Genomic DNA, 26,218 nt, shown 5'->3' with positions numbered 1-26,218 from the left:
AGAAGCGCCCAGGCTCAAGCAACTAGGGACAGAATCGCGGCACATCCCCTCTTCTTCCCTGTGCTCTGCCAGGCGCGATGACACGCGAAGCGCATGGACATTGCCGAAGCAAAAGGCCCGGACGATGCCGGGCCTTCTGTCAGTCCTGTTCTGTCTCTGAGAAGCGCGCCACCGGATGCGCCGTTCGGATCACCCGCTCGCAATAGAGCGCCAGCTCTTTGCGCGAGGCGAAGGCATCAACCGGGACCTCGGGGTGCCAGATCACCTCGACCCGGCCCTGACGCCAGACCGCCAGCACCTTCAACAGATGGCTGGCGAAATCCATATCCCCCCACCAGCCGTAAAAGCTCGGATCGCGGTTGACGGGCGCGTGCCAGACCACGGTCACCGGCTGGATATGCAGCACCCGATCCAGGCCATGCGTATAGAAGGCCTGAAACAGCGTCGATTTGAACGGCAGAACCTGCTGGCTGTCGGTCGAGGTGCCCTCGGGGAAAAACAGCAGCTGATGCCCGGCGCGAAGCCGATCCTCGAACACAGTCTGCTGACGCCGCGCCTCGCTGCTTTTGCGGGTGATAAAGACGGTGCCGGTGACTTTGGCCAGCAGGCCGATGCCAGGCCAGGTTGCGACCTCGGCTTTGGCGACGAAATAGATGCTCTGCCCGGCATTCAGGGCGAAGATGTCCATCCAGCCGGCGTGATTGGCGACCACCGCCCCCTTTTGCCGCATCGGCTGGCCTTTGGTGGAATAGCCGATCCCCATGATCCGCAGCGCATTGCGGCAGACAAACCTGGTGATCAGCGGCGAGACCGGACGGTTGCGCCCGGCCAGCGGCCATTCGATCAGGCGGATCAGCGAATGCAGGATCAGCCCCAGGATCAGGAAAAGGATCAGGACAGTGCCGCGCAGCGCAATCAGCAGCCAGCCCGGCGCGGTGATGCGCGGATATAAGGGCCTGTCCCCATCGGGGCCGGGCGCATCGGCGTTAAGCTTTTCTGGGTCGTTCAATTTCCGGCCTGTTTGCGGGTGTAGAAATCGCGGTGGCGGGCCGACATCCGTCCGGTATCCATCAAGAGGCAGACATCGGTCGTATTGAAGGGCCGGTCGATAAAGGCACCATCCCCCACCATGCCGCCCAGCCGCAGATAGGCTTTGATCAGCGCAGGCATCGCCGCCATGGCCGAGGCACGGTCAAGCCCATCAGCGGGGATCAGATCCATCTCGGCCCGCCCGGGGGGCAAAGCCCGCACCCGGATCGCAGGCGGGGCCAGATGATGATGCCACAGCCAGGACAAAGGTTTCGCCAGCGCCGCCGTATCGGTGCCGTGGAAAGAGGCGGGGCCGAACATCACCTCGATCTCGCGCTCGAGCACATATTCCGCCAGCCCGTTCCACAACAGCAGCATCGCCGCCCCGCCCCGGTGATCGGGATGCACGCAGGTGCGGCCCAACTCCAGCAGGCGCCGCCCCGTCGCCCTGAGCGGCGAAAGATCATATTCGTCTTCCGAGTAGAAACGCCCGCCCTGGGGCAGCCTGTCATCGGGCAAAAGACGGTAAGCCCCCACGACATGGTCGCCACTGGCAGGCGGCACCCGTTTGTCGATCAGCACCAGATGATCAAAAAGCGCATCAAAGGAGTCGGTTTCCAGGCGCTGCGCATGGTCGATCAGACCGCCGCTTGCCCCCAGTTCCTCAACAAAGACCCGGTAGCGCAGGCGCTGCGCGCCGCGAATATCCGCCTCATCAACCGCAAGGCGCAATGTATATATGGTATCGTCAGCAAGCATATCGTCAGAAGGCGACTTTTATCTGAAGGAACGTCTCTGGCGCTGATGAACAGGCGCCCCCAGGCAATCGCGGGCCCCCGGTCATACTGATCCGGCTCTGCCTCAGACTTAGTCATGCAGCCGCCGCATTGCAAACGAAAGCTCTGTAACGGGCAGAACGCGCCTCCACCCCGGATGACGCGCCCTGCTGTTGCGCGAACGCTGCCGTTAAGCCTTGATATATCGAAAAAACAACTGCAGGTTGTTTATATAGTGAAATCAGGAAGCAAGTCGACATTACGGCTGTCAATCACCTGCTTTCCGGCATGTTCAAAGTTTACGGTAACGCGTCCACCGATATTCGACTGCACCTGCCCCAGCCCCCAGTCAGGCCGCGAAGGGCAGCGCACAAACATTCCCGGTTCCAGAAGTGAGTTCATCAAAAGCAATTCCTGAGGCTGTAAAATGCAAGACAAAACCGATCTCGCCGCGCTTATCGGATCACGGATCTGCCATGACCTTATCAGCCCAATAGGCGCGATCGGCAACGGGGTCGAGCTGATGCTGATGGATCGCGGCGCGGCCACCCCGGAACTGGCGCTGATCGCCGAAAGCGTCGCCAGCGCCAATGCCCGCATCCGCTTTTTCCGGGTGGCTTTCGGCATGGCGGGCGCGGATCAGCGGATCGCCCGCAGTGAGGTGACGGCGATCCTGGCCGCGATATCCATGGGCGGCAGGCTGCGCACCGAATGGAGCAGCGCCGCAGAGATCGACCGCCGCGATGTAAAACTGGCCTTCCTGCTGCTGCAATGCCTGGAAAGCGCCCTGCCCTATGGCGGCCGGATCCGCATCAGCCAGACAGAAACCGGCTGGCAGATAGAGGCCGAGGCCAGCCGCTCACGGATCGAGCCGCATTACTGGCAGATGCTGGATACAAACACCTCTGCCCCGCAGGATAGAGCAACCGTTCCCGCCTCTCATGTGCAATTCGCACTGGCGGTTGAGGCGATGCAGGCGCGCGGCCTGTCGGTCCGGCGCAACTTTGGTGAGACGTCTCTCTCCCTGGAATGGTGAGACAGAATGCCAATGGGGCCCCGGTTAAAGGGGCCCCATTGCAAGAAAGCCAGACCGCGCAGGCATGTCGCCTGACAAAGACCCGTTTTACCGCTTATGCCGCGATGAAACTGCGCACGAAATCTGTCGCCGGACGGGCGCGGATATCGGCGGGTTTGCCGATCTGCTCGATCCGCCCCATCGACATCACCACCACCAGATCGGCAAGTTCCATCGCCTCTTCCTGGTCATGGGTGACGAAAATCGTGGTCAGGCCGGTCTCGTCATGGATGTCACGCAGGCCCTGGCGCAGCTCTTTGCGCACTTTGGCATCCAGCGCCCCGAAGGGCTCATCCAACAAAAGCATGCGTGGCTCGATTGCCAGCGCCCGCGCCAGAGCCACGCGCTGACGCTGCCCGCCCGACAGCTGCGCCGGATAGCGCTTGCCGATATCGGGCAGCTGGATCAACTCCAGCAATTTGGTAACGCGGCGGGTGATTTCGGGATTTGAGGGGCGTTGCTGGCGGGGCCGGGCCCGCAGCCCATAGGCGATATTCTCAAACACCGTCATATGGCGAAACAGCGCGTAGGACTGAAAGACAAAGCCCGCCCGCCGTTCCTGCACCGTCAGATTGGTGGCGTCCTGCCCCTCAAACAGCACCCGCCCGGCGGTGGGAAATTCTAGCCCGCCCAGGATGCGCAGCAAGGTGGTCTTGCCCGAGCCCGAGGGCCCCAAAAGCGCCACCAGCGCCCCCGAGGGGATCGACAGCGAAACCGGGGTCAGCGCCGCGGTCGAGCCAAAATCTTTCGAGATCTCATCAATTTCAATTTTCATAACACATTCCCTGTCTCGGGCCCTGTCGGGGGATGGCGGGGGGCAGATACGCGCCCCTGTCCACCGGAAAAATGGATCTGGCGGATCTAGTGACCGCGCCGGCTGGCCGAAAGCGCGTCAGCGTGGCGGCTTTCCAGCCAGGTTTTCAAAAGCAGCGTCAGCAGCGCGAAGAAGGCCAGAAGCCCCGCCAGCGAAAAGGCCGCAACCGAGAGATATTCGTTGTAAAACATCTCGATACGCAAAGGCATCGTGGTGGCAGACTCTCGCTTGCCCGAGACGACCGCAACCGCGCCGAACTCGCCCATGGCGCGGGCATTGCACAAAAGCAGCCCGTAAAGCAGCGCCCAGCGGATATTGGGCAGGGTGACGGTAAAGAAGGTGCGCCACCCCGAGGCGCCCAGCGTCAGCGCGGCCTCTTCCTCGGCTCGGCCCTGCTCGATCATCACCGGGATCAGCTCGCGGGCGACGAAGGGGAAGGTGACGAACACCGTCGCCAGCACGATGCCCGGCAGCGCAAAGACAATCGGGAAACCATTGGCGACCAGCCAGGCCCCGATGGCGGTATTCGCGCCGAACAAAAGCACGATGCAAAGCCCGGCGACCACCGGCGAGACCGAGAAAGGCAGGTCGATCAGGGTGATCAGAAAGGCTTTGCCGCGAAAGTCGAATTTGGTGATGAACCAGGCGGCGGCGATGCCGAAAACCGCATTCAGCGGCACCACAATCGCCGCGACCAGCAGGGTTAATTTGATGGCCGAGATCGCCTCGCGGCTTTGCAGGCTTTTGACGGCCGCACCCCAGCCCTTGCTGAGGGCTTCGGCAAAAACGGCGGTCAGTGGTGCGAATACCAGAAGGATCAGGAAGAAGGCGGCGATGGCAATCAGCGACCAGCGCAACAGCAGCGGCTCATCGGTCGGGGCCTGAAAGCGGGCCTCATTTGGGTTGATCCCCGGCTGTGGCTGCGGCCGGTTTGCGGGGGAACCCGCTGCGAAATCAGACATATCCGATCCTCCGACGGCTCCAGACCTGGATCAGGTTGATCACCAGCAGCATGGCGAAAGAGATCACCAGCATGGCAATACCGATTGCGGCCGCATTGTCATAATTGAACTGCTCAAGCTGGATCACCACCAGCAAGGGCGCGATCTCGGTCAAAAGCGGCTTGTTTCCGGCGATGAAGATCACCGAGCCGTATTCGCCAACCGCCCGCGCCAGCGAAAGCGCGAACCCGGTCAGCGCCGCGGGCATCAGCATCGGCCAGATCACCCGCGCCAGCGTATAATAGCGGCTGGCCCCCAGGGTGGCCGAGGCCTCTTCGACCTCGCGCTCGATCTCATGGATCACCGGCTGCACGGTGCGGGCAACGAAGGGCAGCCCCACGAAAACCAGCGCGATAAAGATGCCGGGCGTCGCATAGGCGATGCGGGGCGGCACCTCAAAGACGAAGGCCTCAAAGCCCAGCGGCACCGCGACAAGGTTCAGAATATAGGCCGGAACCTCAAGCGCGATATTCAGCGCAGGCGCGATGTGATCCTTCCAGGCCGCCCCGAAAAGCCCGTTCGGCGCATAAAGCGCAGTCAGGGCGATCCCGGCCACCGCCGTCGGCAGCGCGAAGGGCAGATCAACCGCAGCATCCAGGATCCGCCGCCCCGGAAAGCTGTAGCGGGCCAGCACCCAGGCCAGGATCACCCCGAACACCAGGTTGAACAGCGCCGCATAAAGCGAGATGCGGAAGGACAGGAACAGCGCCTTCCAGACCCGCTCGCGGTGGATGGTGTCCCAGATGCCAGCGATGCCAAAACTGGCGCCCTGCAAAACCAGAGCGCCAATCGGCAGGATCACCACCAGAGACAGCATTGTGAGGGTGATCCCCGCCGACAGGCCAAGGCCCGGCATTGGGGATCGGTGAACCAGTGGCCTGCCCATGAGGTCGGTCCTTATTTGGCGGTATAGATCTGATCGAAAGTGCCGCCGTCACCGAAATGCTCGGGCTGTGCTTTTTCCCAGCCGCCGAAATCGGCAATCGTCACCAGGTCAAGTTTCGGGAAACGGGCCACATCCTCGGGATTTGCGGCTGAATCGTCCCAGGCACGGTAGAAGTGCTTAAAGGCAATCGCCTGGCCCTCGGGGGTGTAGAGGTAATTCAGATAGGCCTCGGCCAGCTTGCGCTGCTCATCGTTTTTGATGTTGCCCTCGACCAGGGCGACGGGCGGCTCGGTCAAGATCGAGACGCTGGGGACCACGATGTCAAAGGCGTCATCGCCCAGCTCTTCCAGCGCCAGATAGGCCTCATTCTCCCAGGCCAGCAGCACGTCACCGATCTCGCGTTGCACGAAAGTGGTGGTCGAGCCGCGCGCCCCGGTGTCGAGAACCGGCACATGCTCATAAAGTTTCTTCACGAATTCCTGCGGATCCTGGCCGTTCTTTTCCGCCCAGGCCCAGGCCGCCAGATAGTTCCAGCGCGCCCCGCCCGAGGTTTTCGGGTTCGGCGTGATCACCTCAACGCCCTCTTTCAGCAGATCGCCCCAGTCGTTCAGACCTTTGGGATTGCCGTTGCGCACCAGGAACACGATGGTCGAGGTATAGGGCGACGAGTTATGCGGCAGTTTCGCCTGCCAGTCTTTCGGCAGCTTGCCGGTCTCGGCCACGCGGTCGATGTCACCGCCAAGCGCCAGCGTCAGAACCTGCGCCTCAAGCCCCTCGACAACCGAACGCGCCTGAGCGCCTGAGCCACCATGCGAGGTCTCAATCGAAGGGGCTTCATTGCCCTGCTCGACCCAGTATTTCGCAAAAGCCTCGTTGAACTCGCGGTAAAGCTCGCGCGTCGGGTCATAAGAGACGTTCAGCAGGGCCTCTGCCTGAACAGGCGCAGCGCTGACCACGCCAGAGACCGCCAGCGCAATCGCCGCAACGGCACCGCGCAGAAAGCGGGCATTGCCAAGAAAACGCGAGACGCTAAGGCCGAAACCAGAGTGTTCGCCATCAAAGGTGGCTGCCGGGCGGGCGGTGGGATTGGTCATCGTAATCTCCTGAATATCATTCGATTCAACTGACGCAGCGCTTTGGCGCGGCAGGGGCATAAAAGGCGCGAGGCCAAAAATCGTATGCGGAAAGGTCATTCTGGTCCTCGGCTTAAGGCTCGATCGGGTCGACGCGGGCTTCCCAGATGCTGCGGTCACGTCCCGACAGCAGCTCGGCCACCGCCTCAGCGGGGCGACGGGTGAAGATGACCAGCGGCGTGCCGTTGACGCGATGCGTCATCCCGGTGCGGCGGTCGATCAGACGAACGACGCAGGTGCCCGACATGCCCTGGCCCTGGGCCAGACGGCCGATGGGGGTATATCCGGGATTGCCCGTTGCGGGCGTTCCGAAAGCGAATGCTGCGGTCATCCTGCAATCTCCTTGCGTCATTTGCCCGACACCCTGTCGGCCAATACCCATAATAACGACAGGATTACTCGTTATTTGCAAAGGAATATATCTGGCGAAATCCACCCCTGCGGGGGATGAAAATTCTACGGAATCCGGAAATCGGGGCGAAAAACCATCGTCTGCGGGAACTGCCCGGCCGTCAGGGCGCAGGAATCGGGTGCGCGGCCTGCAGCCTTACGCGCGGCGCACTGGCTGATTTTCAGGGGCCAGGGCGGCACATCCGCCGGGGGGGCTGTGAAACCTGCCCCAGGGCGTCTGGCGTCTGGCGTCAGGCGCCCATCACCTGCTCGGCCACCCGGTCAGAGCGCAGCATATCTTCCAGCGTCAGCGATTCGATGATCAGCAGATAGGACCAGAACACCTCGGCAAAGACCTTGCGGATCCGGCAGCTTGCCTCATCGGTGCAATCCTCGCAGCGCTGATAAGCGCGGCGCGACAGGCAGGGCAGCGGCGCAATGGGCCCGTCAATCAGCCTGAGCAGCTCTGATATAGAGACCTCGCCCGGCTTTTTGATCAGCGAATAGCCCCCCGAACGCCCGCGGGTCGAGGCAATCACCCCGGCATTTCGCACCTCAAGCAGGATATGCTCAAGAAACCGTTTCGGCGTGCCAGAGCGGCGAGCGATCTCTTCGATGGTCAGCGCCTTCGGCTCGGGCTGGCGCACCTCATCACCCAGGACGAGAAGGGCCTTCAGGGCATATTTCATCTTCTGGGTAATCATATGGGCAGCCTATGGAACCAGTCAGCGCGAATCAATCCGTCAGCGCGAGGATTTCCCCGGCCAGGCGCTTCATCTGGAATGATTGCCCGCGAAAAACAAGGGATTCCGGGTCAGTTTCCTTTGCTGGAATTAAAGACGATTTAACCAGTAGACAAAAGAGTATTTTTGCACCCAGAATGAGAACGAACCCACTGCCCTATGCCGGAGCAACAGATGGACAATCTCGATCTGATCGACCGTAAGATCGTCGCCGAGCTGATGCGCGACGCCACTTTGCCTGTGGCGCAGATCGCTGATCGCGTCGGCCTGTCGCAGACGCCGTGCTGGAAACGCATCCAGAAACTTGAGGCCAATGGCGTGCTGACGGGGCGCGTCGCGCTGGCCAATCCGGCGCGGCTGGGCTTTGGGCTGACGGTGTTCATCGGCATCGAGGCCCCCGATCACTCGGCCGCCTGGCGCGATGCCTTCTCAAAAGCCGTCGGCCAGTTCGCCGAGGTGATGGAGGTTTATCGCATGGCAGGCGAGATGGATTACCTGCTGCGCGTCTCGGTCGCCGATATGGAAAGCTTTGACCAGCTGTATAAGCGGCTGACCGATGCGGTGCCGATCAAGAACCTGACCTCGCATTTCTCGATGGAGCGGATGAAATTCTCGACCGCCTATCCGGTCGACACGCGCAACAGATAGGCCGCGAAACACCCCCGGTGAAAAACCAAAAGCCCCCGTGAATAGCCCTCGGCGCCGGGGGCTTTTCCTTATGAGGCCAGCTTCATGGTGATCACCGGCCAAAGCGACAGGATCAGCAAGACCGCCATCCCCCAGTTAAAGGCCCGCAGCCGTGCAGGCTCTGCCAGCCAGCGCCGCAACCCCTGCCCCGCTGCCGCCCAGAAAGATGTCGACGGCACCGAGACCGCCGCAAAGACCGCCGCCGCGATCAGCAGGGACGCCAGATCGGGATGCGGGATATAGGCCGCGACACCCCCAAGCGCCATCGCCCAGGCCTTGGGGTTGACCCATTGAAAAGCCGCCGCCTGCAAAAGCGTCATCGGGCGCGCCTTTGCCCCAGCCTCGCCGGGCGCTGCGGCATTGGCGATCTTCCAGGCCAGCCACAGCATATAGGCCACCGAAAGCAGTTTCAGCACCGTCAGCGCGGGCGGCCAGGCATGGAACAGCCCCGCAACACCCAGCCCCGTCAGCAGCACCAGGCTGACCACCCCCAGGGTGATTCCCAGCATATGCGGCACCGTCCGCCGCAGGCCGAAATTCACCCCCGAGGTGATCAGCATCATATTGTTCGGCCCCGGCGTAAAAGTCGTGGCAAAGGCAAAGCCCAGCAGGGCAAGGATCGCATCATATGTCATGGCGCATTTATTGCGCAGCTTACCCGGCACAGGATTGCAAATCAGCGGCAATCGCCGCATATTTCACAACAAATGACGAAAATCGATCTTACAGACGAGAAGATATTGCGCAGCCTGACCCGCGACGGGCGGCTGACCAATCTGGCGCTGGCCGATGAGATCGGCCTCTCGCCCTCGGCCACGCTGCGCCGCGTCCAGGAGCTGGAGCGGATCGGCCTGATCCGTGGCTATCGCGCGGTGCTTGACCCGGAAAAGCTGGGGATCGGCTTCATCGCCTATATCACCGTCGGGCTGAACACACACACGAAAGCCTCGCAAGAGGCCTTTGAGCGGGCGGTCATCCTCGCGCCGCAGGTGCGCGAATGCCATAATATCACCGGCTCTTTTGAATATCTGCTGCGCGTCGAGACCCGGGATCTGGCCAGCTATAAGCACTGGCATACAGAGATCCTCGGCACCCTGCCCCAGGTGCGCTCGGTCACCACCTATGTCGTGATGGGCAGCCCAAAGGATGACCGCGCCTGATGCGGCCGAACCCGGACCCGAAGCCCCAGAACACCCGGAAAAATCACCGCAAAACCGGCTTATGAAAACGGCACATATATATAGTGCGGATTTTGCCGCTTATCGCTGCTTACATCCCGTTGCCGCTGCTGCCGCCCTTGCCTAGTCTGCGCCCGGAAAAGGGAGGACGACATGAGCGACACAGAAACAGCAAAGGCCCAGGGCTTTGACACCCTGGCGGTGCATGCGGGCGCAAGCCCCGATCCGGTGACCGGCGCGATCAATCCGCCCATCTACCAGACCACCGCCTATCAGTTCAAAGATGCCGATCACGCGGCGCGGCTGTTTGGTCTGGAAGAGGTGGGCTATATCTATTCGCGCCTGACCAATCCGACCGTCTCGGCGCTGGTGGCGCGGGTGGCGGCACTTGAGGGCGCTGCGGGCGGGATCGCCTGCTCGTCGGGCCATGCGGCGCAGATCATGGCGCTTTTCCCGCTGATGGGGCCGGGCAAGAATGTCGTCGCCTCGACCCGGCTTTACGGCGGGACCATCACCCAGTTCAGCCAGACCATCAAACGCTTTGGCTGGTCGGCGAAATTCGTCGATACCGATGACCTGGCCGCAGTGGCGAAAGCGGTCGACAAGAACACCCGCGCGATCTTTGCCGAGACCATCGCCAACCCCGGCGGCTATATCACCGACATCCCGGCGCTGGCGAAGATTGCAGACCGCAAGGGCATTCCGCTGATCATCGACAACACCACCGCGACGCCTTACCTGTGCAACCCGATTGCGCTTGGCGCCACGCTGGTCGTGCATTCGGCCACCAAATATCTGACCGGCAATGGCTCGGTCACCGGCGGCATCGTGCTGGATTCGGGCAAGTTCGACTGGTCGGCGAATGACAAATTCCCCTCGCTTTCGCAGCCAGAGCCCGCCTATCACGGCCTGACCTTCCACCCGACGCTGGGCGGCATGGCCTATACCTTCCACTCGATCGCCGTTGGCCTGCGTGATCTGGGCATGACGATGAACCCGCAGGGCGCGCATTACACGCTGATGGGGATTGAAACCCTGGGGCTGCGGATGGAGCGTCACGTCGCCAATGCCAAAGCCGTCGCCGAATGGCTGGAGGCGGATCCGCGGGTCGAATTCGTCACCTGGGCCGGGCTGAAATCCTCGCCCTCCTATAAGAAGGTGAAGAGAATCACCCCGAAGGGCGCAGGGGCGCTGTTCACCTTCGCGCTGAAGGATGGCTATGACGCCTGTGTCAGCCTGATCAACAATCTGAAACTGTTCCGCCATGTCGCCAATCTGGGCGACACGCGCTCGCTGATCATCCATTCGGCCTCGACCACCCACCGCCAGCTGACCGAAGAGCAGCAGATCAAGGCGGGCGCCGCCCCCAATGTCGTGCGCGTCTCAATCGGGATCGAGAATGCCGCCGATATCATCGCCGATCTCGATCAGGCGATCACGGCGGCAACCGGAAAGACGCGCAACGCCTGAGCCGCAAAGCCAGATCCCCCGCTGCAACGGCATGCGGGCCGCATAAAACAAAGGGCGGCGGGTTCACACCGCCGCCCTTTGGCTTTGCGTCAGCCGCGCGGCTGATCAGTCTGCGATTTCCCAGGTCATCGAAACCGTGGCCTGATAATCAACCTCACCGCGCTGGACAGGGACAGAGGCCGCATCCATGCGGAACGCCGGCGACGGGCCACCGCCATAGCCGCCAACCTCACTGATCGAGACCAAATCGCCCAGCTTCACCCCGGCCGCTGCCGCCATCAGCTCGGCCTTGGCGCGGGCATCGACAATGGCTTCCTTGCGGGCTTCATCCAGCACCGGGCGCGGGTCGATCAGACCGAAATTGACGCCATTCAGCGTATTCGCCCCATCAGCCACCACCGCATCCAGCAGCTCACCCAGCTTGTCGAGATCGCGGATCCCCACACGCAGAGAGTTCATCGCGGTAAAGCCCTCAACCTCAGACGTGCTGGAATAGTTGCTGTTGCTCCAGTTCGGATTGACCGAAAGGCCGCTGGTCTGCATCTGCGCATCGCCAACACCCGAGGCTTTCAGGCGGTCGATCACCTTCTGCATCTCGGCCGAGTTCTGCGTCAGCGCCTCGGCTGCGGTCTTGCCGGTCGTGGTGACCCCGACCGAGATCGTCGCCATATCAGGCGCACGCGAGATGCTGGCCTCGCCATTCACGCTAATCGTATTTGCACGATCCGCCAGCGAGGGCGTGGCAGCCATCAGGGCCGCACCCAGGACAAGCGCAGACAGGCTGTTGTTCAGAAAAGAACGCATAAGCATAGGAAAACTCCTCATCATCGGGACTGTTTACCGCTGTTTGACGCGTCAGCGAAACCAATCCTTGGTGCGTTCACGGGTCTTTTTCTTTTATTCGGCAAAAAGCTGCTATAGGTAAGGTTAAACCGCCCGGGTGCGTTTCCGCGCCCCGTTGTCACATGCTAGGCCTGTGGAATGAAACCAGATTTTGCCCTTAATTTCACCGATACCAGCATCGCGCTTCTGCACCGGACGGCGAAGGGCTGGCTGAAAATCGGCGAGACCCCTTTCGAAGCATCCGATCTTGAGGATGCGCTTGACTACATGCGTAAAACCGCCCAGGGCCTGGCACCGGGCGGTTTCACGACCAAGCTGGTGATCCCGGCCTCGCAGATCCTTTATACCGAGGTGGATATCTCCGGCGGCGATGCTGATCGCACCCGCCAGGAAATCACCAATGCGATTGAGGCCCGCACCCCCTATAAGGCGCATGAGGTTGCGCTTGACTGGGTGCCGGGTCGGGGCCGCACGGCCCGGGTCGCTGCCGTCGCGCGTGAAACGCTGGAAGAGGCCGAGGCCTTCGCCGTCACCCATAAATTCGGCCCGGTCTCATTCGTCGCCATCCCGGCGGAAGGTGCCTTTGAGGGCGAGCCCTGGTTTGGCGTAACCGCTGAGTCGGCCAGCCTTCTCGCCCCCGGTGAGACGGTCGAGCGTGACCAGGACGCGATCATGCTGATCGACGAGGCCCGCGCCGCCAGGCGCAAGGCCCGTGCCGCCCGTAAGGCCGAGCTTGAGGCGGACGCAGAGCCCGAGACTGACGCAGAGAACGAGGCGGGGGCCGACGCCCCGGCTGCGGCAGATGCGGCAGATACGGGCGCAGATCTTTGGGACAAGGCTGCACCGACAGAGCAGCTGGCAGAGCAGCCCACAGAGCAACCCGCCGAACCGGAAAGCGAATCAACGCCCGCAGAGACTGCGGCGCCCGCATCTGCCGTTGCGGCTGCGCCGTCGGCCGGCGCTTTGGCCCAGACGGCCACAACTGTCGCCCAGCCTCTCGCCCAGCCAGAATTGCCCCTCTCTGACGCCGCCGGCAAATCAGATGCCGGCCTGAAGAGTGGTCAGGAAGAGGGTCAGGCCCATGATTTTGACGCCCCCAGCCCGCTGACGCCCCAATCCGACACGCTGCCAGGCGCGCCCCGGCCCGCACCGCAGCCGGGCCCGCGCGTCGCCATCACCGAGATCGCCCCGATTGGCAACAAAATCGGTGCCACGCAGGCCGGGACCAGCGCGGCCGCCAGCAATGCCGCGGCCCCCGCCGCTTCGGCTGCGCCCCATAATCCCCAGCATAACGCGCAGCAGAGCAAAGCCGCCCCACAGGCAGCCGAGACCGACATCACGTCCTCGGCCGCAGCGGCGCTGGCAGATGCGCTCAATGGGCCTGCAGGCGCAGCCCCGGCACCGCGCGCAGCCGCCAGCCCATCCGTTAGTGCAGCCGTAAGCGTCCAGCCCTCGCAGGTCCAGCCAGCAGATGGTGATCCGGATGAGGCTCCTTTCGCGCATGTGCCCGAAAATACCTCATTCCCGGATGCCGATGAGGCCCCCGACCTGCCGCCCCTGCCCCATCTGGCACGGCGGATGGCAGGGCTGCCCCCATCCGGCACGGTGGCCGCACCCGCATCAGCTGCAGCACAGCCAAACAAGGCACAACCGGGCAGCGCACAACCGGCCCCCCCGCAGGCATCCGTCGCAAAGGCAGCAGCGGAACAGCCTGCCGCCGCTGAAGACACAAAGAGCGATGACGATCTGCCGCCGCGCCCCTCAGATGCGACGCTGAATGCCTATAACCGCAGCGCCCGGGCCACAAATACCACCGCTACGGCGCAACCTGCAGCACCGGCACGCCCGGCTGGCGGTCTTGCCGGGGGCCATGGACGCGCTGTTCCAGCTGCAAAACCTGCCGCGCGCGGTCTGTCGGGCCTTGTCACCGCAGCCTCAATTCCGGGCACGCGCAAGACCAGACCGCAGCCCGCTGCTGCGGCGCAGCCGCGCGCCACTGACAGCAACAACGACGAGGCTGCGCGCAGCCTGGGCCAGCCCGCATTTGCCAATCGGCCAGGCCGGGGCAAGCCGCGCTTTCTGGGCCTGATCCTGACGGCGGTGCTGTTGCTGTGCCTGGCGCTGGTCGCCGCATGGTCCTCGCTTTACCTCTCGTCAAACCGCGATGCCTCGGAAGAGGAGACGCAGTTTGCAACCGCAAACCAGCCCAGCCCTGAGCAATCCGTCAGCCAGGATGACGAGATGCTGGCCGATGGGATCGACCCCGAGGCCGCAGCCGACGGCGTAACGGGCGAAGAGGCGCTGGCCACGAATGAGGCGGCCCCAGCCACCACCGCCCAGGCCGAAGCCGCGCCAGAGACCAGCCCAGAGACAGCCACTGACAGCGAAAGCCCGGCATCGGTCGCGCTACTGGGCAGCGAGGATGAGATATTCCTCTCTGCCGCCGACGCGCCGCCCCCCGCTTTTGACGCCCTGTCGCTGCCCGGCCCCGAGGCCACGGCAGAGGCCCCGCCAGGGGCGCCCATGCCGCCTCCGCCCTTTGGCACCGTCTATCAGTTTGATGAGAACGGGCTTTTGCTTCCGACCGCTGCGGGCCTGCCAACCCCCGGCGGTTTTATGCTATATGAGGGCAAGCCGCCCCGCGTGCCCCCGGCCCGCAGTGCCGTGGCCGAGGCCGCCGCTGCTGCAGCCCGGGCGGCCCAGGCTCCGCAAGAACTCCCGCAAGAAACCCAGCCGGAAAGCGCGCCCGCCGGGCAGGCGCCCGTGGCCACCGTCCCGGGTGCCACCACCCCGGCTACAGAGGCGGCGGGAAATCCCTCGCTGGCAGGTGACACGCAGATCGGCGCCCCCCCTGTTGCAGCCCCGGTTGCAACCAGCCCTGCCGAACAGCCCAACCCAGAGCTGGCAAATCGCCCGCCACGGCCCCGTCCCGAAGGTCTGACCCCGCCCGCGAGCCCCTATGATGATGCCTCCCTCGGCGGTGAAGCAGCCTCGGATACGCAATTTGCAGGGCTGCGCCCACGCGCCCGCCCGGCGGCGATCGAGGCCGCAAGCGCCCAGGCACGGGCCGAAACCGCAACCGCCTCGCTTGCCAGTGAGGCAACGCTGCAGCTGGCTTCTGCAGCACCGGATGCAGCCCAGCCCGGCCTTAGCCCCGAAGAGGCCGCCAACCCCTCGATCATGACGATTTCGCGTCGGCCAGCCGCAAAGCCGAAGGATTTCAGCCGCGCCGTTGAGGCCGCCGTCGCGGCAGCTGTCCGCGCCCCGGACCCGGTCCCCGAAGCGGCCCCCGAGCAAGTGGCATCGGCAGCGCCCGCCCCGAAGTCCAACAGCAAATCGGCCGCCAAACCAGACGAGCAGGACGAGATTGACGAGCCCGAGGTCGCCTCGAAGCCCGCGCCCCAAATTCCGACCAGGGCGAATGTGGCGAAACAGGCAACCTTTGCCAAAGCCATCAACCTGTCAAAGGTCAATCTGATCGGCGTCTATGGCACCCAGTCCAAACGCCATGCTTTGGTGCGGCTGGCGAATGGCAAATATCGCAAGGTGAATGTCGGCGATAAGATTGACGGCGGCCAGGTCAAAGCGATCACCCAGAATGAGGTGCGCTATCAAAAGGGCGGAAGGCTGATCGCCCTGACCATGCCCAAAGGCTGAGCAATGTTGCAAAAGTGAAAAAGGGGTCGGATTATCCGGCCCCTTTTTTCATTGAAATGTTGGATATGGGAAAGCCTAGGCCTCGCTGACCCCGGCATCGGCAAAGCTGGCCATGCCATTGTGACAGGCCAGTGCGGCCCGGATCAGCCCAAGCGCCACCCCTGCGCCAGAGGCCTCGCCCAGGCGCAACCCCAGCGAGAGCAGCGGCTCTTTGCCAAGCGCGGCCAACAGGCGGCCATGCGCGCCCTCGGCGCTGAGATGGGCCGCCATGCAATGATCCAGCGCCCCGGGTTTGGCCCGCTCCAGCACGCCCGCTGCGGCGCAGGCGATAAAGCCGTCCAGCAATACCGGGATCTGCAACAGACGCGCATGCAAAATGGCCCCGGTCATCGCGGCCACCTCGCGCCCGCCAAGGCGGCGCAGCGCCTCGAACGGCGCCTCCAGGTGGCCGGCATGGGTTTCCAGCGCCAGCGCCACGGCCGCCTCTTTGCGGCGCAACCCGGCATCATCCAGCCCGGTGCCGCGCCCACACCAGCCCTGAACGCCGCCCTCATGGCCAAACAAAGCGGCCGACAGGGCCGCCGCCGACGTGGTATTCCCGATCCCCATTTCGCCCGCGACAAACAGATCAAGCCCCGGGCGCACCGCCTGCCAGCCTGCTATCAGGGCCGCAAACAGCTCGGCCTCGCTCATCGCGGGGGCGGCGCAGAAATCGGCGGTCGGGCGATCCAGATCCAGCGCCACGACATCCAGCTTTGCGCCAAAGGCATGCGCCAGCTGATTGATCGCCGCCCCGCCGCGGCGAAAATTCTCAACCATCTGCACCGTGACCTCGGCCGGAAAAGCCGAGACGCCCCGCGCCGTAACCCCATGATTTCCGGCAAAGACCGTGATCTGCACGGCCTCGGCCTGCGGCTTTGCCCGCCCCTGCCAGCCCGCCAGCCAGCGGGTGATCTCTTCCAGGCGGCCCAAAGCGCCCGGCGGCTTTGTCAGCACGGCGTCATGCGCGCGCGCCCCGGAAATCGCCGCCATATCGGGAGGGGGCAGCTGCGCAAGCGTAGCGATCAGTTCTGACAGGGAAAGCGGCGCATCAGGCGGCATCGGTATCGGCATCTCCGGACATCTCCTGGCATAGGAACGGCCCGGATCGGGCCGGGCCCCTCGGGCGGCGCTTGATCCCGCCCCGATCCGGGGTTACCCCAAGCAAATGCCCCGTTCCAGACGGAAACGCCCTGATGACGCCTGTCGGACCCGCCATGAAACCCATCCTCAGCGATCTGCCTTCGGCCTTTTCGCTGCTGACGCGCATCCCGATGCCCGCCCATCCTCACAGCGGCGCGGCCAGCGCCTGGGCCTGGCCGCTGGTCGGGCTGGTCATCGGTGGCTTTGCGGCGGTGCTTTTGTGGCTGGGCGGGCTGCTGTCCCTGCCGCCGGGCATCCAGGCCGCAGCGGCACTGGCGCTGATGGCCATGCTGACCGGGGGCCTGCATGAGGACGGGCTGGCCGATACCGCCGACGGGCTTTTTGGCGGGCGCGATCCAGAGCGGCGGCTTGAGATTATGAAAGACAGCCATATCGGCAGCTTTGGCACGCTGGCGCTGGTGCTGGTGACGCTGGCCAGCTGGTCGGCGCTGACATCCCTGATCGGGTCCGGGCGGGCGATGCCTGCGCTTTTGATTGCCGCTGCGATTTCGCGCGCCCCGATGGCGATGATCATGGCTGTGCTGCCGGCCGCGCGCAAAAACGGGATTTCGGCCACCAGCGGCAGACCGGCGATTGCCACCGCACTGCTGGCGGTTGTCCTGGCGCTGACCCTGACCTTCAGCCTCGGCGGCCTGGCCGCGAGCCCGGTTCTGCTGGCCGTCTTGCTGGTCACCGTGCCACTTGCGCTGAGCGCCCGGGCGCGGATCGGCGGTCAGACGGGCGACATCCTGGGGGCCAGCCAGCAGCTGGCTTTCGCGGCCGCTCTGGCCGTGCTGGCGTAACAGACAGCAGCCCCGCTTATTCGGCCCTGCGCATCTCGGGGCCTTGCGTCGGGGCGCACATTGGCGCAAATGGGCCGCCAGTGACCAAAGCCAGCAACAGCGGACCGATGCCATGACCTCGCGCGAAGAAAAACGCCAGATGAAATCGGCCGCCCGGCTTTACGCGGTGCAGGCGCTCTATCAGATGGAGATTTCCGGCCAGACCGTCAAAGCCGTCACCCGTGAGTTTGAGGTGCATCGCTTTGGGGCCACCTATGAGGAAGGCGAGTTTGCCGAGGGCGAGCCCGAACTTTTCCGCGCCCTGATCGAGAATGCCGTGAACTGGCAGGCGCTGGTTGACCAGATGACCGACCGGGCGCTGGTGGCGAAATGGCCGATCGACCGCATTGATCCGGTGATCCGGGCGCTGTTTCGCGCCGCCGGGGCAGAGCTGACCCAGCTGGACACCCCGCCGAAGGTGGTGATCAACGAATTCGTCGATATCGCCCGCGCTTTCTTCCCCGAAGGGCGCGAGCCCGCATTCGTCAACGCGGTCCTGGACCATATGGCGCGTGAGGCGAAACCCGCCGCCTTTTGACCAATAGCTGCACGGGGGGCTTTCCCTGGGCCATAGCTCCTGCCAGACTGTTCTCTGCCCCGGATTGCGCCAGGGCATAATCGTTTCAGGAGTAAACTGAATGCGCCTGTTGTTTTCCTTGCCCCTCATCCTTGCTGCCGGAGTCGCCATGGCCGCCTCTGAAACCACCGCCGAGACCATCGATTCGGGTGAATGGCAGCTGATTGCCCAGGACGGGGTGCGCGTCTCATACCAGGCCAGCTTTGCCATCGACGCCGAGGGCATGATTACCGGCAAAGCACCGTGCAACCGTTATTTCGGGCCCAATGGGGCCACCCTGCCCGCGCTTTTGCTGAACAGCATCGCCTCGACGCGGATGTATTGTGACCGGATGGCCGATGAAAGCAGCTATCTCAGCAGCCTGGCACTGATGACCGCCAGCGAGATCCGGGGCGAGACACTGGTTCTGACCGGGCCGGATGACCGCAGCCTGGAATTCGCCCGCGATCCCGGCTCAAAATCGCTGATCTGCGACACCTGCGGCGGCTGATACAGGGCGGCCAATACAGGGCGGCCAAAGCCTGGTCGCGCCAAAACCTGATTGCAAAGACTGGCCAGTGCGGCACTATCCTTCGCGCTGGCCAAAAAACAGCTGATGCGCCGCGTCGTAAAAGCGGCTGCGATGGGGGGCGGCCTCCATCGGAACCTCATGGCGGGCCCCCGGATAAAGATCCAGCCGCCCCTGCGGCCAATGCGCCATCCGCTGCCGGATGGCATCGGGCCTGACGATCTGCTCCAGACTGCCCAGCGAGGTCTGCACCGGCAGCGCAGGCGACGGCATCCGCGCCAGCACCGCACATTCGCGCAAAGCCGCCCGCAGCCAGCCCAGTGACGGGCCGCCCAGACGGAAATCGGGCCTCTCCTGCAGCTGGTGATGCAGCCAGGACCAGATCTGCGCGTCGCCCGTCAGCTGGTTGCCTTCAAATCCCCGGCGCAGAATATAGCTTTCCCCCGAGGTCGAGGGCGCAAACCTGCGATCCTGCGGCAGCGCCAGCGGCAGCCGCCGCAGCGCCGAGGCCAGCGGCCTGCCCCAAAGCGGGATGCGAATCCCCCACATCGGCGCCGAAAACACCGAGGCCCGGAAGGGCGCGCCCCGCATCAGGCTGCGCAGCCCGATCAGCCCGCCCATCGAATGCGACATCAGCATCAAAGGGCCCGAAAGCCCCAGCCCAGCCCCCTGCTGCGCAAGCCAGGCCAGGGCCGCATCCAGATCAAGCTGATATTCGCTAAAATGCCCGACATGCCCCAGCATAGGATCAGCCAGAGCGCGGTCAGACAGGCCCTGGCCACGCCAGTCCAGCGCGATCATCGACCAGCCGCGCTGCCCCAGCTCTTTGGCGGTGGGGCCGTATTTCTCTATATATTCCGTGCGTCCGGGCAGAAAAACCACCGTGCCCAGCGGCCCGCCCGGCCTGTAGCACGGCCAATACCCCAGCCTGATCCGCACCCCATCAGCCGTGCGCAGCCAGACGGCCCCGCCGCCTTCGGGGCCATCCGCCAGCTCATGGTGAAGGGGCGCGGGCGTGGTCATTCCAGCGTCACGACAGGGCAGAGCCCAGCTTCATCGCCACCCCCATCGCGCCGTCAACCGACAGTTTTCCGGTCATGAAGGCCGAGGCCGGGTTCAGATTGCCCTCAAGGATCGCCTGGAAGGTGGCGACGCTGGCGGTCAGCGTCACATCGGCCTCTTCATCGGCAGCGCGCACGCCATTTGCGTCCAGCATGATCGCGCCCTCACCCTCGAGCACGAATTTGGCGATACCGTCAAAACCGCCCGACAGCCGGGCCGACAGTTTCTCAACCGCCTTGTCGATGATTGCGCTCATGTCACGTCTCCGTTTCGTTACCCGATCTGCGCCCGATCCCCGCTGGCAATTCCCCGGCAATCGGTTACGATCCTTTATATGAAAGCGCCCTCTCGGTTTCACAATCATATCGTCGCGGCAATAGCGCCGCTGGTTTTCTCGCTTTTTGCGGCGGGTGCGGGTTTTGCCCAGGACGCGGCAAAGCTTGATGACCTTTATACCCGTCTGAAAGACGCGGATGAGGGGGCGGCCGCGCGAATCGAGACCGAGATCCTGATCGAATCGGGCAAATCCGGCTCGGCCACGGTTGATCTGCTGGTGCGGCGTGGCAATGAGGCGCTGGCGGCCGGCAATACCGCCGCCGCGATCGAGCATCTGACCGCCGCCGTCGATCATGCCCCGGATTTCACCGAGGCCCGTTCTGCGCGGGCGATTGCCTATTACAACGACGGCGAGATTGGCCCGGCGATGGCGGATCTGGCCACGGTCCTGCAAGATGAGCCGCGCGATTTCGTCGCCTGGTCGGTGCTGGGCACCATCCTCGAAGAATCGGATATGCCGGAAAAGGCGCTGGCCGCCTATCGTGCCGCAGCCGAAATCCACCCCCATTACGCCGAGGTGAATGAGGGCATCAAACGCCTTGGCAAGCAGCTTGAAGGCCAAAGCCTCTGACAGCGGGAAACCTGAACTGATGGATACCCGTCTGAAGGACATCGCCCTGCGTGGCGAGCGCGGCCATGTGACGGCCGTGCTTGGCCCCACGAATACCGGCAAAACCCATCACGCGATTGAACGTATGCTGACCCATCGCACCGGGGTGATTGGCCTGCCATTGCGGCTGCTGGCGCGTGAGGTCTATGAGCGTGTGGTCGCCAAAGCAGGCGTCAGCCGCGTTGCCCTGGTCACCGGCGAAGAGCGCATCATCCCCGATCGCGCCCAATACTGGGTCGCCACCACCGAGGCGATGCCGCTGGAAATCGGCGCCGATTTCGTCTGCGTCGATGAGATCCAGCTGGCCTCTGACCCAGAACGCGGCCATGTTTTCACCAACCGCCTGCTGCATGCGCGCGGCCTGCATGAGACGCTGTTTCTGGGATCAGACACCATGCGCGGCGCGATTGCGGGGCTGGTGCAGAACCACTCTTACGTCAAGCGCGACCGTTTCTCGACTTTGACCTGGTCAGGTTCGAAAAAGATAAGCCGGATGCCTGAACGCAGCGCAATCGTCGGCTTTTCTGTTGAAAATGTATATGCCATCGCCGAGCTGATCCGCCGTCAGAAAGGCGGCTGCGCGGTGGTGATGGGGGCGCTTAGCCCCCGCACCCGCAATGCCCAGGTCGAGCTGTATCAGAACGGCGATGTCGATTACCTGGTCGCGACCGATGCGATTGGCATGGGGCTGAACCTCGACATCAAACATGTGGCCTTTTCCTCGACCTCGAAATTCGACGGGCGGCGGATGCGGTCTTTGTTGCCGCAAGAGATCGCGCAGATCGCAGGCCGCGCCGGGCGTCATACCGAGAATGGCACCTTTGGCGTGACGGGCGAGGCGCGGCCCTTTTCGTCCGAGCTGATCGACCAGATCGAGGCGCATAAATTTGCCCCGGTGAAGAAACTGATGTGGCGCAATGCCGATCTCGATTTCGGATCGGCGGGCCATCTGATCCGCTCGCTGGAACAGCCCACCTATAATGACTGGCTGTCCCGCGCCCGTGACGCCGATGATGTGGTGGCGCTGAAGGCGCTTTCGGCCATGCCCGAGGTCCAGGACAAGCTGACCAACCCCAAGCGGGTGATGCTTTTGTGGGATGTCTGCCGCATCCCCGATTTCCGCGGCATATCCGAGACCGATCACCACACGCTGCTGGCGCGGATTTTCGACTTTCTGGTCGGGCGCGGCATCGGCGGCGGGCGGATCCCGTCCGACTGGCTGGCGAAATCCATCGCGCGGATCGACAAAACCGATGGTGATATCGACCATATCTCGCGCCGGCTCGCTTTTATCCGCACCTGGACCTATGTTGCACAGCGCAAAAACTGGGTCGATGACGAATCCCATTGGCGGGGCGAGACCCGCGCTGTAGAAGACCGCCTGTCAGATGCGCTGCACCAGCGGCTGACGCAACGATTTGTCGATCGGCGGACGAGCGTATTGCTCCGCCGGTTGAAGCAGAAGGAGGACCTCGTGGCCGAGGTGAACGACAAGGGCGAAGTGACGGTCGAGGGTGAATTCACCGGCCGTCTTGAGGGGTTCCGCTTCCAGCAGGATGCAAGCGCCCCGACGGATGAGGGCAAAACGCTGCGCCAGGCTGCGATCCAGGCGCTGAAGCCTGAGTTCAGCCTGCGTGCGGACCGTTTTTATAACGCCCCTGACACCGAGATGGATTTCACCGAGCAGGGCGGCCTGATGTGGGGCTCGTCTGCGGTGGGCAAGCTGGTGAAGGGTGCCGATCCGCTGAAACCCTCGGTCGAGCCTTTCGTCGATGACGAAGCGGGCGAGGATGTGATCGAAAAGGTCCGCCGCCGGTTGCAGCATTTCATCGACCGCAAAGTGGCGGCGCTTTATGACCCGCTGCTGGCTTTGGGCCGCGACGAGACGCTGCAGGGCCTGGCACGGGGCTTTGCCTTCCGCCTGACCGAGGCGCTTGGGGTGATCCCGCGTGAGCAGGTCGCCAATGAGGTCAAGGAGCTTGACCAGGAAGCCCGTGGCGCGCTGCGCAAACATGGCATCCGCTTTGGTCAGTATACGATCTTCCAGCAGGCGCTGCTGAAGCCCGCGCCGACCCGGCTGCGGCTGGTGCTGTGGTCTTTGTGGAACGGCCTGTCAGATTTTCCCGAAAGCCCGCCCCCGGGCCTCGTGACCATTCCCAATATCGCCGAGGTGCCGAAAGAGCATTACACGCTTTCGGGCTATCGCCCCGCAGGCAGCCGCGCGATCCGCATCGATATGCTTGAACGTCTGGCCGATATTTTGCGCCAGAAAGACAGCCGCGCGGGCTTTGAGGCGACGCCGGATATGCTGTCGATCACCGGGATGACGCTTGAGCAATTCTCGGATCTGATGGGCGGCCTTGGCTATAAGGCCGAAAAAGGCGAGCGCGCCAAGACAAAGGCAGCCCCCACCGAGGTTGCCCCCGCTGCAGAGGTCGCCGCAGCCCTTGAGGCGGCGGCAGCTTCGGGCCAGCCGATCCCGGAAGAGGTCTCGCTTCTGGCCCCCCCGCCAGAGCCGGAACCCGTCCCCGAGGCCGAAGCCGCCGCTGACGGCGAGGTTGCTGCCCCCGAGATGGAGGTGTTCTACACCTTCACCTGGGCACCGAAGCCCCGCTTCCAGCGCCCCGAGCGCGGTGCGCCACGTGGTGATCGTCCGCAGGGTGACCGCCCGCAGGGTGAGCGCCGCGAGCGTTCCCAGGGCGAACGTCGTGAGCGTGCGCAAGGTGATCGCCCTCAGGGCGAGAAATCCGGCGAGCGCGGCCCACGCAAAGAGTTCGGGAACCGTGAAGGTGGTCGGGAAGGCGGGCGTGACAACCAGCGTGGCGGCAAGCCCGGTGGCAAGCATGGCAAGCCCGGCGGCCGCAATGAGGGCCCGAAGAACTTTGAGGCCCGCCCGCCCAAACGCGAGCGCCCCATCGATCCGGACAATCCCTTCGCCGCCCTGATGGCGCTGAAGGGCAAGGTCTGAGCCTTGGCCAAAACCGGCGGCGGCAGAGGTAAAGAGGGCCGGGGCGGCAACGCTCCGGCCGCTTCTGTTACCAGCGCGGCCAACGGCGGCCCGGGCGCAAAGCTGCGGCTGGACAAATGGCTCTGGCAGGCCCGATTCTTCAAAACACGCACTCTGGCGGCCCTGGTGGTGGGCGAAGGCCACGTCCGGGTAAACGGCACCCCGGTCTCGCGCCCATCGCGCGAGGTTGGGCCGGGTGATGTGCTGACATTTCCCCAGGGAAGAAATATCCGTCTGATCCGCGTTCTGGGAACGGGCGTTCGCCGTGGCCCCGCCTCAGAGGCACAGACGCTCTTTCTTGACCTTGATGCCCCGGATCAGACACCCCAATGCCTTGAATGATCCGCGTCTCTGGCTTAACTGACGCCCCAGAGAGTGTTCCGGAAGCGCCCCAATGACCTATGTCGTCACCGATAACTGCATCGCCTGCAAATACACAGACTGCGTCGAAGTCTGCCCGGTGGACTGCTTTTATGAGGGCGTGAACACGCTGGTCATTCATCCCGACGAATGCATCGACTGCGGCGTCTGCGAACCGGAATGCCCCGCTGACGCGATCCGCCCCGATACAGAGCCGGATATGGAAGAATGGGTCGCCTTCAACCGCAAATATGCCGAGGTCTGGCCGGTGATCACCGAAAAGCGTGATCCGATGGAAGGCTATGCCGAACGCGATGGCGAGACCGGCAAGCTTGAGAAGTATTTCGACCCGGCCCCGGGCGAAGGCAGCTGAACCTCTCGCCGGCATCACGCGCGGTCGCTTTGTCGTGAGAACACCCGAGTTCCCCCCGTTCCGGGCTGGCTAAGCAGGCTGGGCTTTGCTTACGACAGTTGGAATCGTGGTGATTCTGTGTTATGGTTTGTTCATAAACCAGCATGGATGCCTGATTCTGCCTCAGGACTGCTCGCCTGAGACACTTATTCTTGTGACAATCCCGGAACATTCGCCGCAGGCCCTCTTCAGAGGTATTGCCTGGGTGGGTGTTGCTTGTCGGGCATTGCCTCTGAATACGTGGCCCTCTGCGGCATATGGGCTGGGCATCTGACCGAGGAAGCGCCTGAATGACCAAGTCGAAGAAGCCTGATTTCCGCCCCAACGAGTTCGTTGTCTATCCTGCACATGGCGTTGGCAAGATCATCTCCATCGAAGAGCAGGAGATTGCCGGTTTCAAACTGGAACTGTTCGTCATCACCTTTGAAAAGGACAAGATGACGTTGCGCGTTCCAACCAATAAAGCGACCGATGTCGGTATGCGCGCCCTTTCGGCCCCCGATGTGGTGACCAAAGCGCTGGAAACGCTGAAAGGCAAGGCGCGGGTCAAGCGCGCGATGTGGTCACGCCGGGCGCAGGAATATGAGCAAAAGATCAATTCCGGTGACCTGATGGCGATTGCCGAGGTCGTCCGTGATCTGCACCGCACCGATGATCAGCGCGAGCAAAGCTATTCAGAGCGCCAGCTCTATGAAGCCGCGCTGGAACGCCTGACCCGCGAAGTCGCCGCAGTTTCAGGGGTCGACGAGGCTGGCGCCCAGAAAAAGGTCGAAGAGGTTCTCATGCTGCGCGCAGCCTGAGACTGATACCGAGTAAAAGAAAACGGCGGCCTTTGAGGCCGCCGTTTTTCATTCGCGCAACCCGAAATCTTGGAAGATTTCGGTCCGGTTCCTTTGAAGGAACCGGGGCCCTGCTCCAAAGATATCTGTCACTTCCACTCGGCCAGCCGCGCCACATAGCGGGCCATGGTATCCACCTCGAGATTGATCTGGTCGCCGACAGCCAACTGCCCCCAGGTCGTCACCTTGCGGGTGTGAGGGATGAAGTTCACCCCGAAATCGCGGCCATCAACCTCATTCACCGTCAGAGACGTGCCGTTCAGCGCAACCGATCCCTTTTGGGCAATGAATTTCGCCAGCGCCTCAGGCGCACGGAAGGTCACCCGCAGGCTGTCGCCCTCGGGCTCCATCCGCACCACCTCGGCGACGCCATCGACGTGGCCTGAGACAATGTGCCCGCCCAATTCATCGCCAACTTTCAGCGCCCGCTCGAGATTAAGGCGCTTGCCGCTGTGCCAGCCCCCCAAATTGGTTTTAGAAACCGACTCGGCGCTGATTTCGACATCAAACCAGTTGCGCGGGCTGTCGCCCTTTTCGACCACCGTCAGGCAGACGCCCTCACATGCGATCGAGGCCCCGATATCAATCCCCGTAACCGGCCAAGACGTCGCGATTCGCGCCCGCAGATCACCGCGCTGCTCAAGCTCCAGGATTTCGCCAATGTCGGTCACGATTCCGGTGAACATGCTCGCCCCTCTTTGTCCCAGATGATCTTCTGATCTATGCCCGCCTCATATGATATGACAAGCCCCGCCCATGCCGCAATAATGCCGCATCGCCGCACTAGCCTTGCGAAATCAT

General features: G+C 63.3%; 28 protein-coding genes. 13 read left to right on the top strand and 15 right to left on the bottom strand.

All coding sequences use genetic code 11. From position 1 onward, the window contains the following. Positions 1-139 precede the first annotated feature (139 nt). The 3 genes from olsA to HOY34_RS19375 form a co-directional block, all read right to left on the bottom strand. On the bottom strand, positions 140-1,009 hold the full coding sequence (gene olsA, locus HOY34_RS19385) for a lyso-ornithine lipid O-acyltransferase (RefSeq protein WP_216654844.1): 870 nt from the start codon (positions 1,007-1,009) through the stop codon (positions 140-142). Continuing rightward, positions 1,006-1,788 carry an L-ornithine N(alpha)-acyltransferase gene (gene olsB, locus HOY34_RS19380; RefSeq protein ID WP_172365912.1) on the bottom strand — a complete coding sequence of 261 codons (783 nt, stop codon included), beginning with the start codon at positions 1,786-1,788 and terminating at the stop codon, positions 1,006-1,008. Before olsB ends, olsA begins: the two co-directional genes overlap by 4 nt. Before the next feature lie 245 nt (positions 1,789-2,033). Further along, positions 2,034-2,207, bottom strand: coding sequence for a DUF3553 domain-containing protein (locus HOY34_RS19375; RefSeq protein WP_172365910.1), 174 nt, complete (start codon positions 2,205-2,207; stop codon positions 2,034-2,036). Between the two features lie 25 nt (positions 2,208-2,232). On the opposite strand from HOY34_RS19375, the gene HOY34_RS19370 reads away from it, so the two are divergent. Then, complete coding sequence (locus tag HOY34_RS19370) at positions 2,233-2,841, top strand: histidine phosphotransferase family protein (RefSeq protein WP_172365909.1); 609 nt, start codon at positions 2,233-2,235, stop codon at positions 2,839-2,841. A gap of 94 nt (positions 2,842-2,935) precedes the next feature. On the opposite strand, the gene HOY34_RS19365 is transcribed toward HOY34_RS19370, so the two are convergent. The 6 genes from HOY34_RS19365 to HOY34_RS19340 form a co-directional block, all read right to left on the bottom strand. Next, the gene (locus tag HOY34_RS19365; RefSeq protein WP_172365907.1) at positions 2,936-3,655 is read right to left on the bottom strand and encodes a sulfate/molybdate ABC transporter ATP-binding protein; all 720 of its coding nucleotides are present in this window, start codon (positions 3,653-3,655) and stop codon (positions 2,936-2,938) included. An 86-nt stretch (positions 3,656-3,741) separates the two neighbouring features. After that, positions 3,742-4,656, bottom strand: a complete 915-nt coding sequence (gene cysW, locus HOY34_RS19360) for a sulfate ABC transporter permease subunit CysW (RefSeq protein ID WP_172365905.1) — start codon at positions 4,654-4,656, stop codon at positions 3,742-3,744. After that, the gene (locus tag HOY34_RS19355) at positions 4,649-5,581 is read right to left on the bottom strand and encodes an ABC transporter permease (protein WP_172365903.1); all 933 of its coding nucleotides are present in this window, start codon (positions 5,579-5,581) and stop codon (positions 4,649-4,651) included. Before HOY34_RS19355 ends, cysW begins: the two co-directional genes overlap by 8 nt. An 11-nt stretch (positions 5,582-5,592) precedes the next feature. Beyond that, the gene (locus tag HOY34_RS19350; protein ID WP_172365901.1) at positions 5,593-6,675 is read right to left on the bottom strand and encodes a sulfate ABC transporter substrate-binding protein; all 1,083 of its coding nucleotides are present in this window, start codon (positions 6,673-6,675) and stop codon (positions 5,593-5,595) included. A 112-nt stretch (positions 6,676-6,787) separates the two neighbouring features. After that, positions 6,788-7,045, bottom strand: a complete 258-nt coding sequence (locus HOY34_RS19345) for a hypothetical protein (RefSeq protein ID WP_172365899.1) — start codon at positions 7,043-7,045, stop codon at positions 6,788-6,790. Positions 7,046-7,355: 310 nt separating this feature from the next. Continuing rightward, positions 7,356-7,808, bottom strand: coding sequence for an RrF2 family transcriptional regulator (locus tag HOY34_RS19340; protein ID WP_172365897.1), 453 nt, complete (start codon positions 7,806-7,808; stop codon positions 7,356-7,358). 213 nt (positions 7,809-8,021) lie between these two features. Here HOY34_RS19340 and HOY34_RS19335 point away from each other — a divergent pair, with 213 nt between their 5' ends. Continuing rightward, a complete protein-coding gene (locus tag HOY34_RS19335) occupies positions 8,022-8,495 on the top strand; it encodes an Lrp/AsnC family transcriptional regulator (protein ID WP_172365895.1) in 474 nt (157 codons plus the stop codon). 68 nt (positions 8,496-8,563) lie between these two features. Here HOY34_RS19335 and HOY34_RS19330 read toward each other — a convergent pair whose 3' ends face one another. Next, on the bottom strand, positions 8,564-9,169 hold the full coding sequence (locus tag HOY34_RS19330) for a LysE family translocator (protein WP_172365893.1): 606 nt from the start codon (positions 9,167-9,169) through the stop codon (positions 8,564-8,566). A gap of 72 nt (positions 9,170-9,241) precedes the next feature. Here HOY34_RS19330 and HOY34_RS19325 point away from each other — a divergent pair, with 72 nt between their 5' ends. After that, on the top strand, positions 9,242-9,694 hold the full coding sequence (locus tag HOY34_RS19325) for an Lrp/AsnC family transcriptional regulator (protein ID WP_172365891.1): 453 nt from the start codon (positions 9,242-9,244) through the stop codon (positions 9,692-9,694). A gap of 171 nt (positions 9,695-9,865) precedes the next feature. Beyond that, positions 9,866-11,182, top strand: a complete 1,317-nt coding sequence (locus HOY34_RS19320; protein ID WP_172365889.1) for an O-acetylhomoserine aminocarboxypropyltransferase/cysteine synthase family protein — start codon at positions 9,866-9,868, stop codon at positions 11,180-11,182. Between the two features lie 105 nt (positions 11,183-11,287). Here HOY34_RS19320 and HOY34_RS19315 read toward each other — a convergent pair whose 3' ends face one another. Continuing rightward, the gene (locus tag HOY34_RS19315) at positions 11,288-11,992 is read right to left on the bottom strand and encodes an SIMPL domain-containing protein (protein ID WP_172365887.1); all 705 of its coding nucleotides are present in this window, start codon (positions 11,990-11,992) and stop codon (positions 11,288-11,290) included. A 171-nt stretch (positions 11,993-12,163) separates the two neighbouring features. Here HOY34_RS19315 and HOY34_RS19310 point away from each other — a divergent pair, with 171 nt between their 5' ends. Continuing rightward, positions 12,164-15,682 (top strand): hypothetical protein, encoded by a 3,519-nt coding sequence (locus tag HOY34_RS19310; RefSeq protein ID WP_172365885.1) that lies wholly within the window; start codon positions 12,164-12,166, stop codon positions 15,680-15,682. A gap of 75 nt (positions 15,683-15,757) precedes the next feature. On the opposite strand, the gene cobT is transcribed toward HOY34_RS19310, so the two are convergent. Beyond that, the gene (gene cobT, locus HOY34_RS19305; protein WP_253944559.1) at positions 15,758-16,795 is read right to left on the bottom strand and encodes a nicotinate-nucleotide--dimethylbenzimidazole phosphoribosyltransferase; all 1,038 of its coding nucleotides are present in this window, start codon (positions 16,793-16,795) and stop codon (positions 15,758-15,760) included. A 122-nt stretch (positions 16,796-16,917) separates the two neighbouring features. On the opposite strand from cobT, the gene cobS reads away from it, so the two are divergent. From cobS to HOY34_RS19290, 3 genes are all read left to right on the top strand, one after another. Then, complete coding sequence (gene cobS, locus HOY34_RS19300; RefSeq protein WP_366926984.1) at positions 16,918-17,667, top strand: adenosylcobinamide-GDP ribazoletransferase; 750 nt, start codon at positions 16,918-16,920, stop codon at positions 17,665-17,667. 112 nt (positions 17,668-17,779) lie between these two features. Continuing rightward, entirely contained in the window at positions 17,780-18,244 is a 465-nt protein-coding gene (nusB, locus tag HOY34_RS19295; protein ID WP_172365883.1) for a transcription antitermination factor NusB, read from the top strand. 100 nt (positions 18,245-18,344) lie between these two features. Further along, complete coding sequence (locus HOY34_RS19290; protein WP_172365881.1) at positions 18,345-18,773, top strand: META domain-containing protein; 429 nt, start codon at positions 18,345-18,347, stop codon at positions 18,771-18,773. A gap of 75 nt (positions 18,774-18,848) precedes the next feature. Here HOY34_RS19290 and HOY34_RS19285 read toward each other — a convergent pair whose 3' ends face one another. Both HOY34_RS19285 and HOY34_RS19280 read right to left on the bottom strand, forming a co-directional pair. Further along, positions 18,849-19,814, bottom strand: a complete 966-nt coding sequence (locus HOY34_RS19285; protein WP_172365879.1) for an alpha/beta fold hydrolase — start codon at positions 19,812-19,814, stop codon at positions 18,849-18,851. 7 nt (positions 19,815-19,821) lie between these two features. Next, on the bottom strand, positions 19,822-20,109 hold the full coding sequence (locus HOY34_RS19280; protein WP_172365877.1) for an SCP2 sterol-binding domain-containing protein: 288 nt from the start codon (positions 20,107-20,109) through the stop codon (positions 19,822-19,824). A 78-nt stretch (positions 20,110-20,187) separates the two neighbouring features. On the opposite strand from HOY34_RS19280, the gene HOY34_RS19275 reads away from it, so the two are divergent. The 5 genes from HOY34_RS19275 to HOY34_RS19255 all read left to right on the top strand — a co-directional run bounded on the left by HOY34_RS19275 (position 20,188) and on the right by HOY34_RS19255 (position 25,378). After that, entirely contained in the window at positions 20,188-20,760 is a 573-nt protein-coding gene (locus tag HOY34_RS19275) for a tetratricopeptide repeat protein (RefSeq protein ID WP_172365875.1), read from the top strand. A 19-nt stretch (positions 20,761-20,779) separates the two neighbouring features. Further along, positions 20,780-23,767, top strand: a complete 2,988-nt coding sequence (locus HOY34_RS19270; protein ID WP_253944558.1) for a helicase-related protein — start codon at positions 20,780-20,782, stop codon at positions 23,765-23,767. 3 nt (positions 23,768-23,770) lie between these two features. Further along, on the top strand, positions 23,771-24,148 hold the full coding sequence (locus tag HOY34_RS19265) for an RNA-binding S4 domain-containing protein (protein WP_172365873.1): 378 nt from the start codon (positions 23,771-23,773) through the stop codon (positions 24,146-24,148). Between the two features lie 52 nt (positions 24,149-24,200). Continuing rightward, the gene (gene fdxA / locus HOY34_RS19260) at positions 24,201-24,539 is read left to right on the top strand and encodes a ferredoxin FdxA (protein WP_172365871.1); all 339 of its coding nucleotides are present in this window, start codon (positions 24,201-24,203) and stop codon (positions 24,537-24,539) included. A gap of 329 nt (positions 24,540-24,868) precedes the next feature. Next, on the top strand, positions 24,869-25,378 hold the full coding sequence (locus HOY34_RS19255) for a CarD family transcriptional regulator (protein ID WP_172365869.1): 510 nt from the start codon (positions 24,869-24,871) through the stop codon (positions 25,376-25,378). A 128-nt stretch (positions 25,379-25,506) separates the two neighbouring features. On the opposite strand, the gene HOY34_RS19250 is transcribed toward HOY34_RS19255, so the two are convergent. Next, positions 25,507-26,103 (bottom strand): riboflavin synthase, encoded by a 597-nt coding sequence (locus HOY34_RS19250; RefSeq protein WP_172365867.1) that lies wholly within the window; start codon positions 26,101-26,103, stop codon positions 25,507-25,509. Positions 26,104-26,218 lie beyond the last annotated feature (115 nt).

The sequence above is a fragment of the Pseudogemmobacter hezensis genome (genome assembly GCF_013155295.1).
In the GTDB taxonomy this organism is placed as follows: domain Bacteria; phylum Pseudomonadota; class Alphaproteobacteria; order Rhodobacterales; family Rhodobacteraceae; genus Pseudogemmobacter; species Pseudogemmobacter hezensis.
The sequence above is the reverse complement of the archived record's forward strand: the minus strand, read 5'-3'. Positions and strand labels throughout refer to the sequence as shown.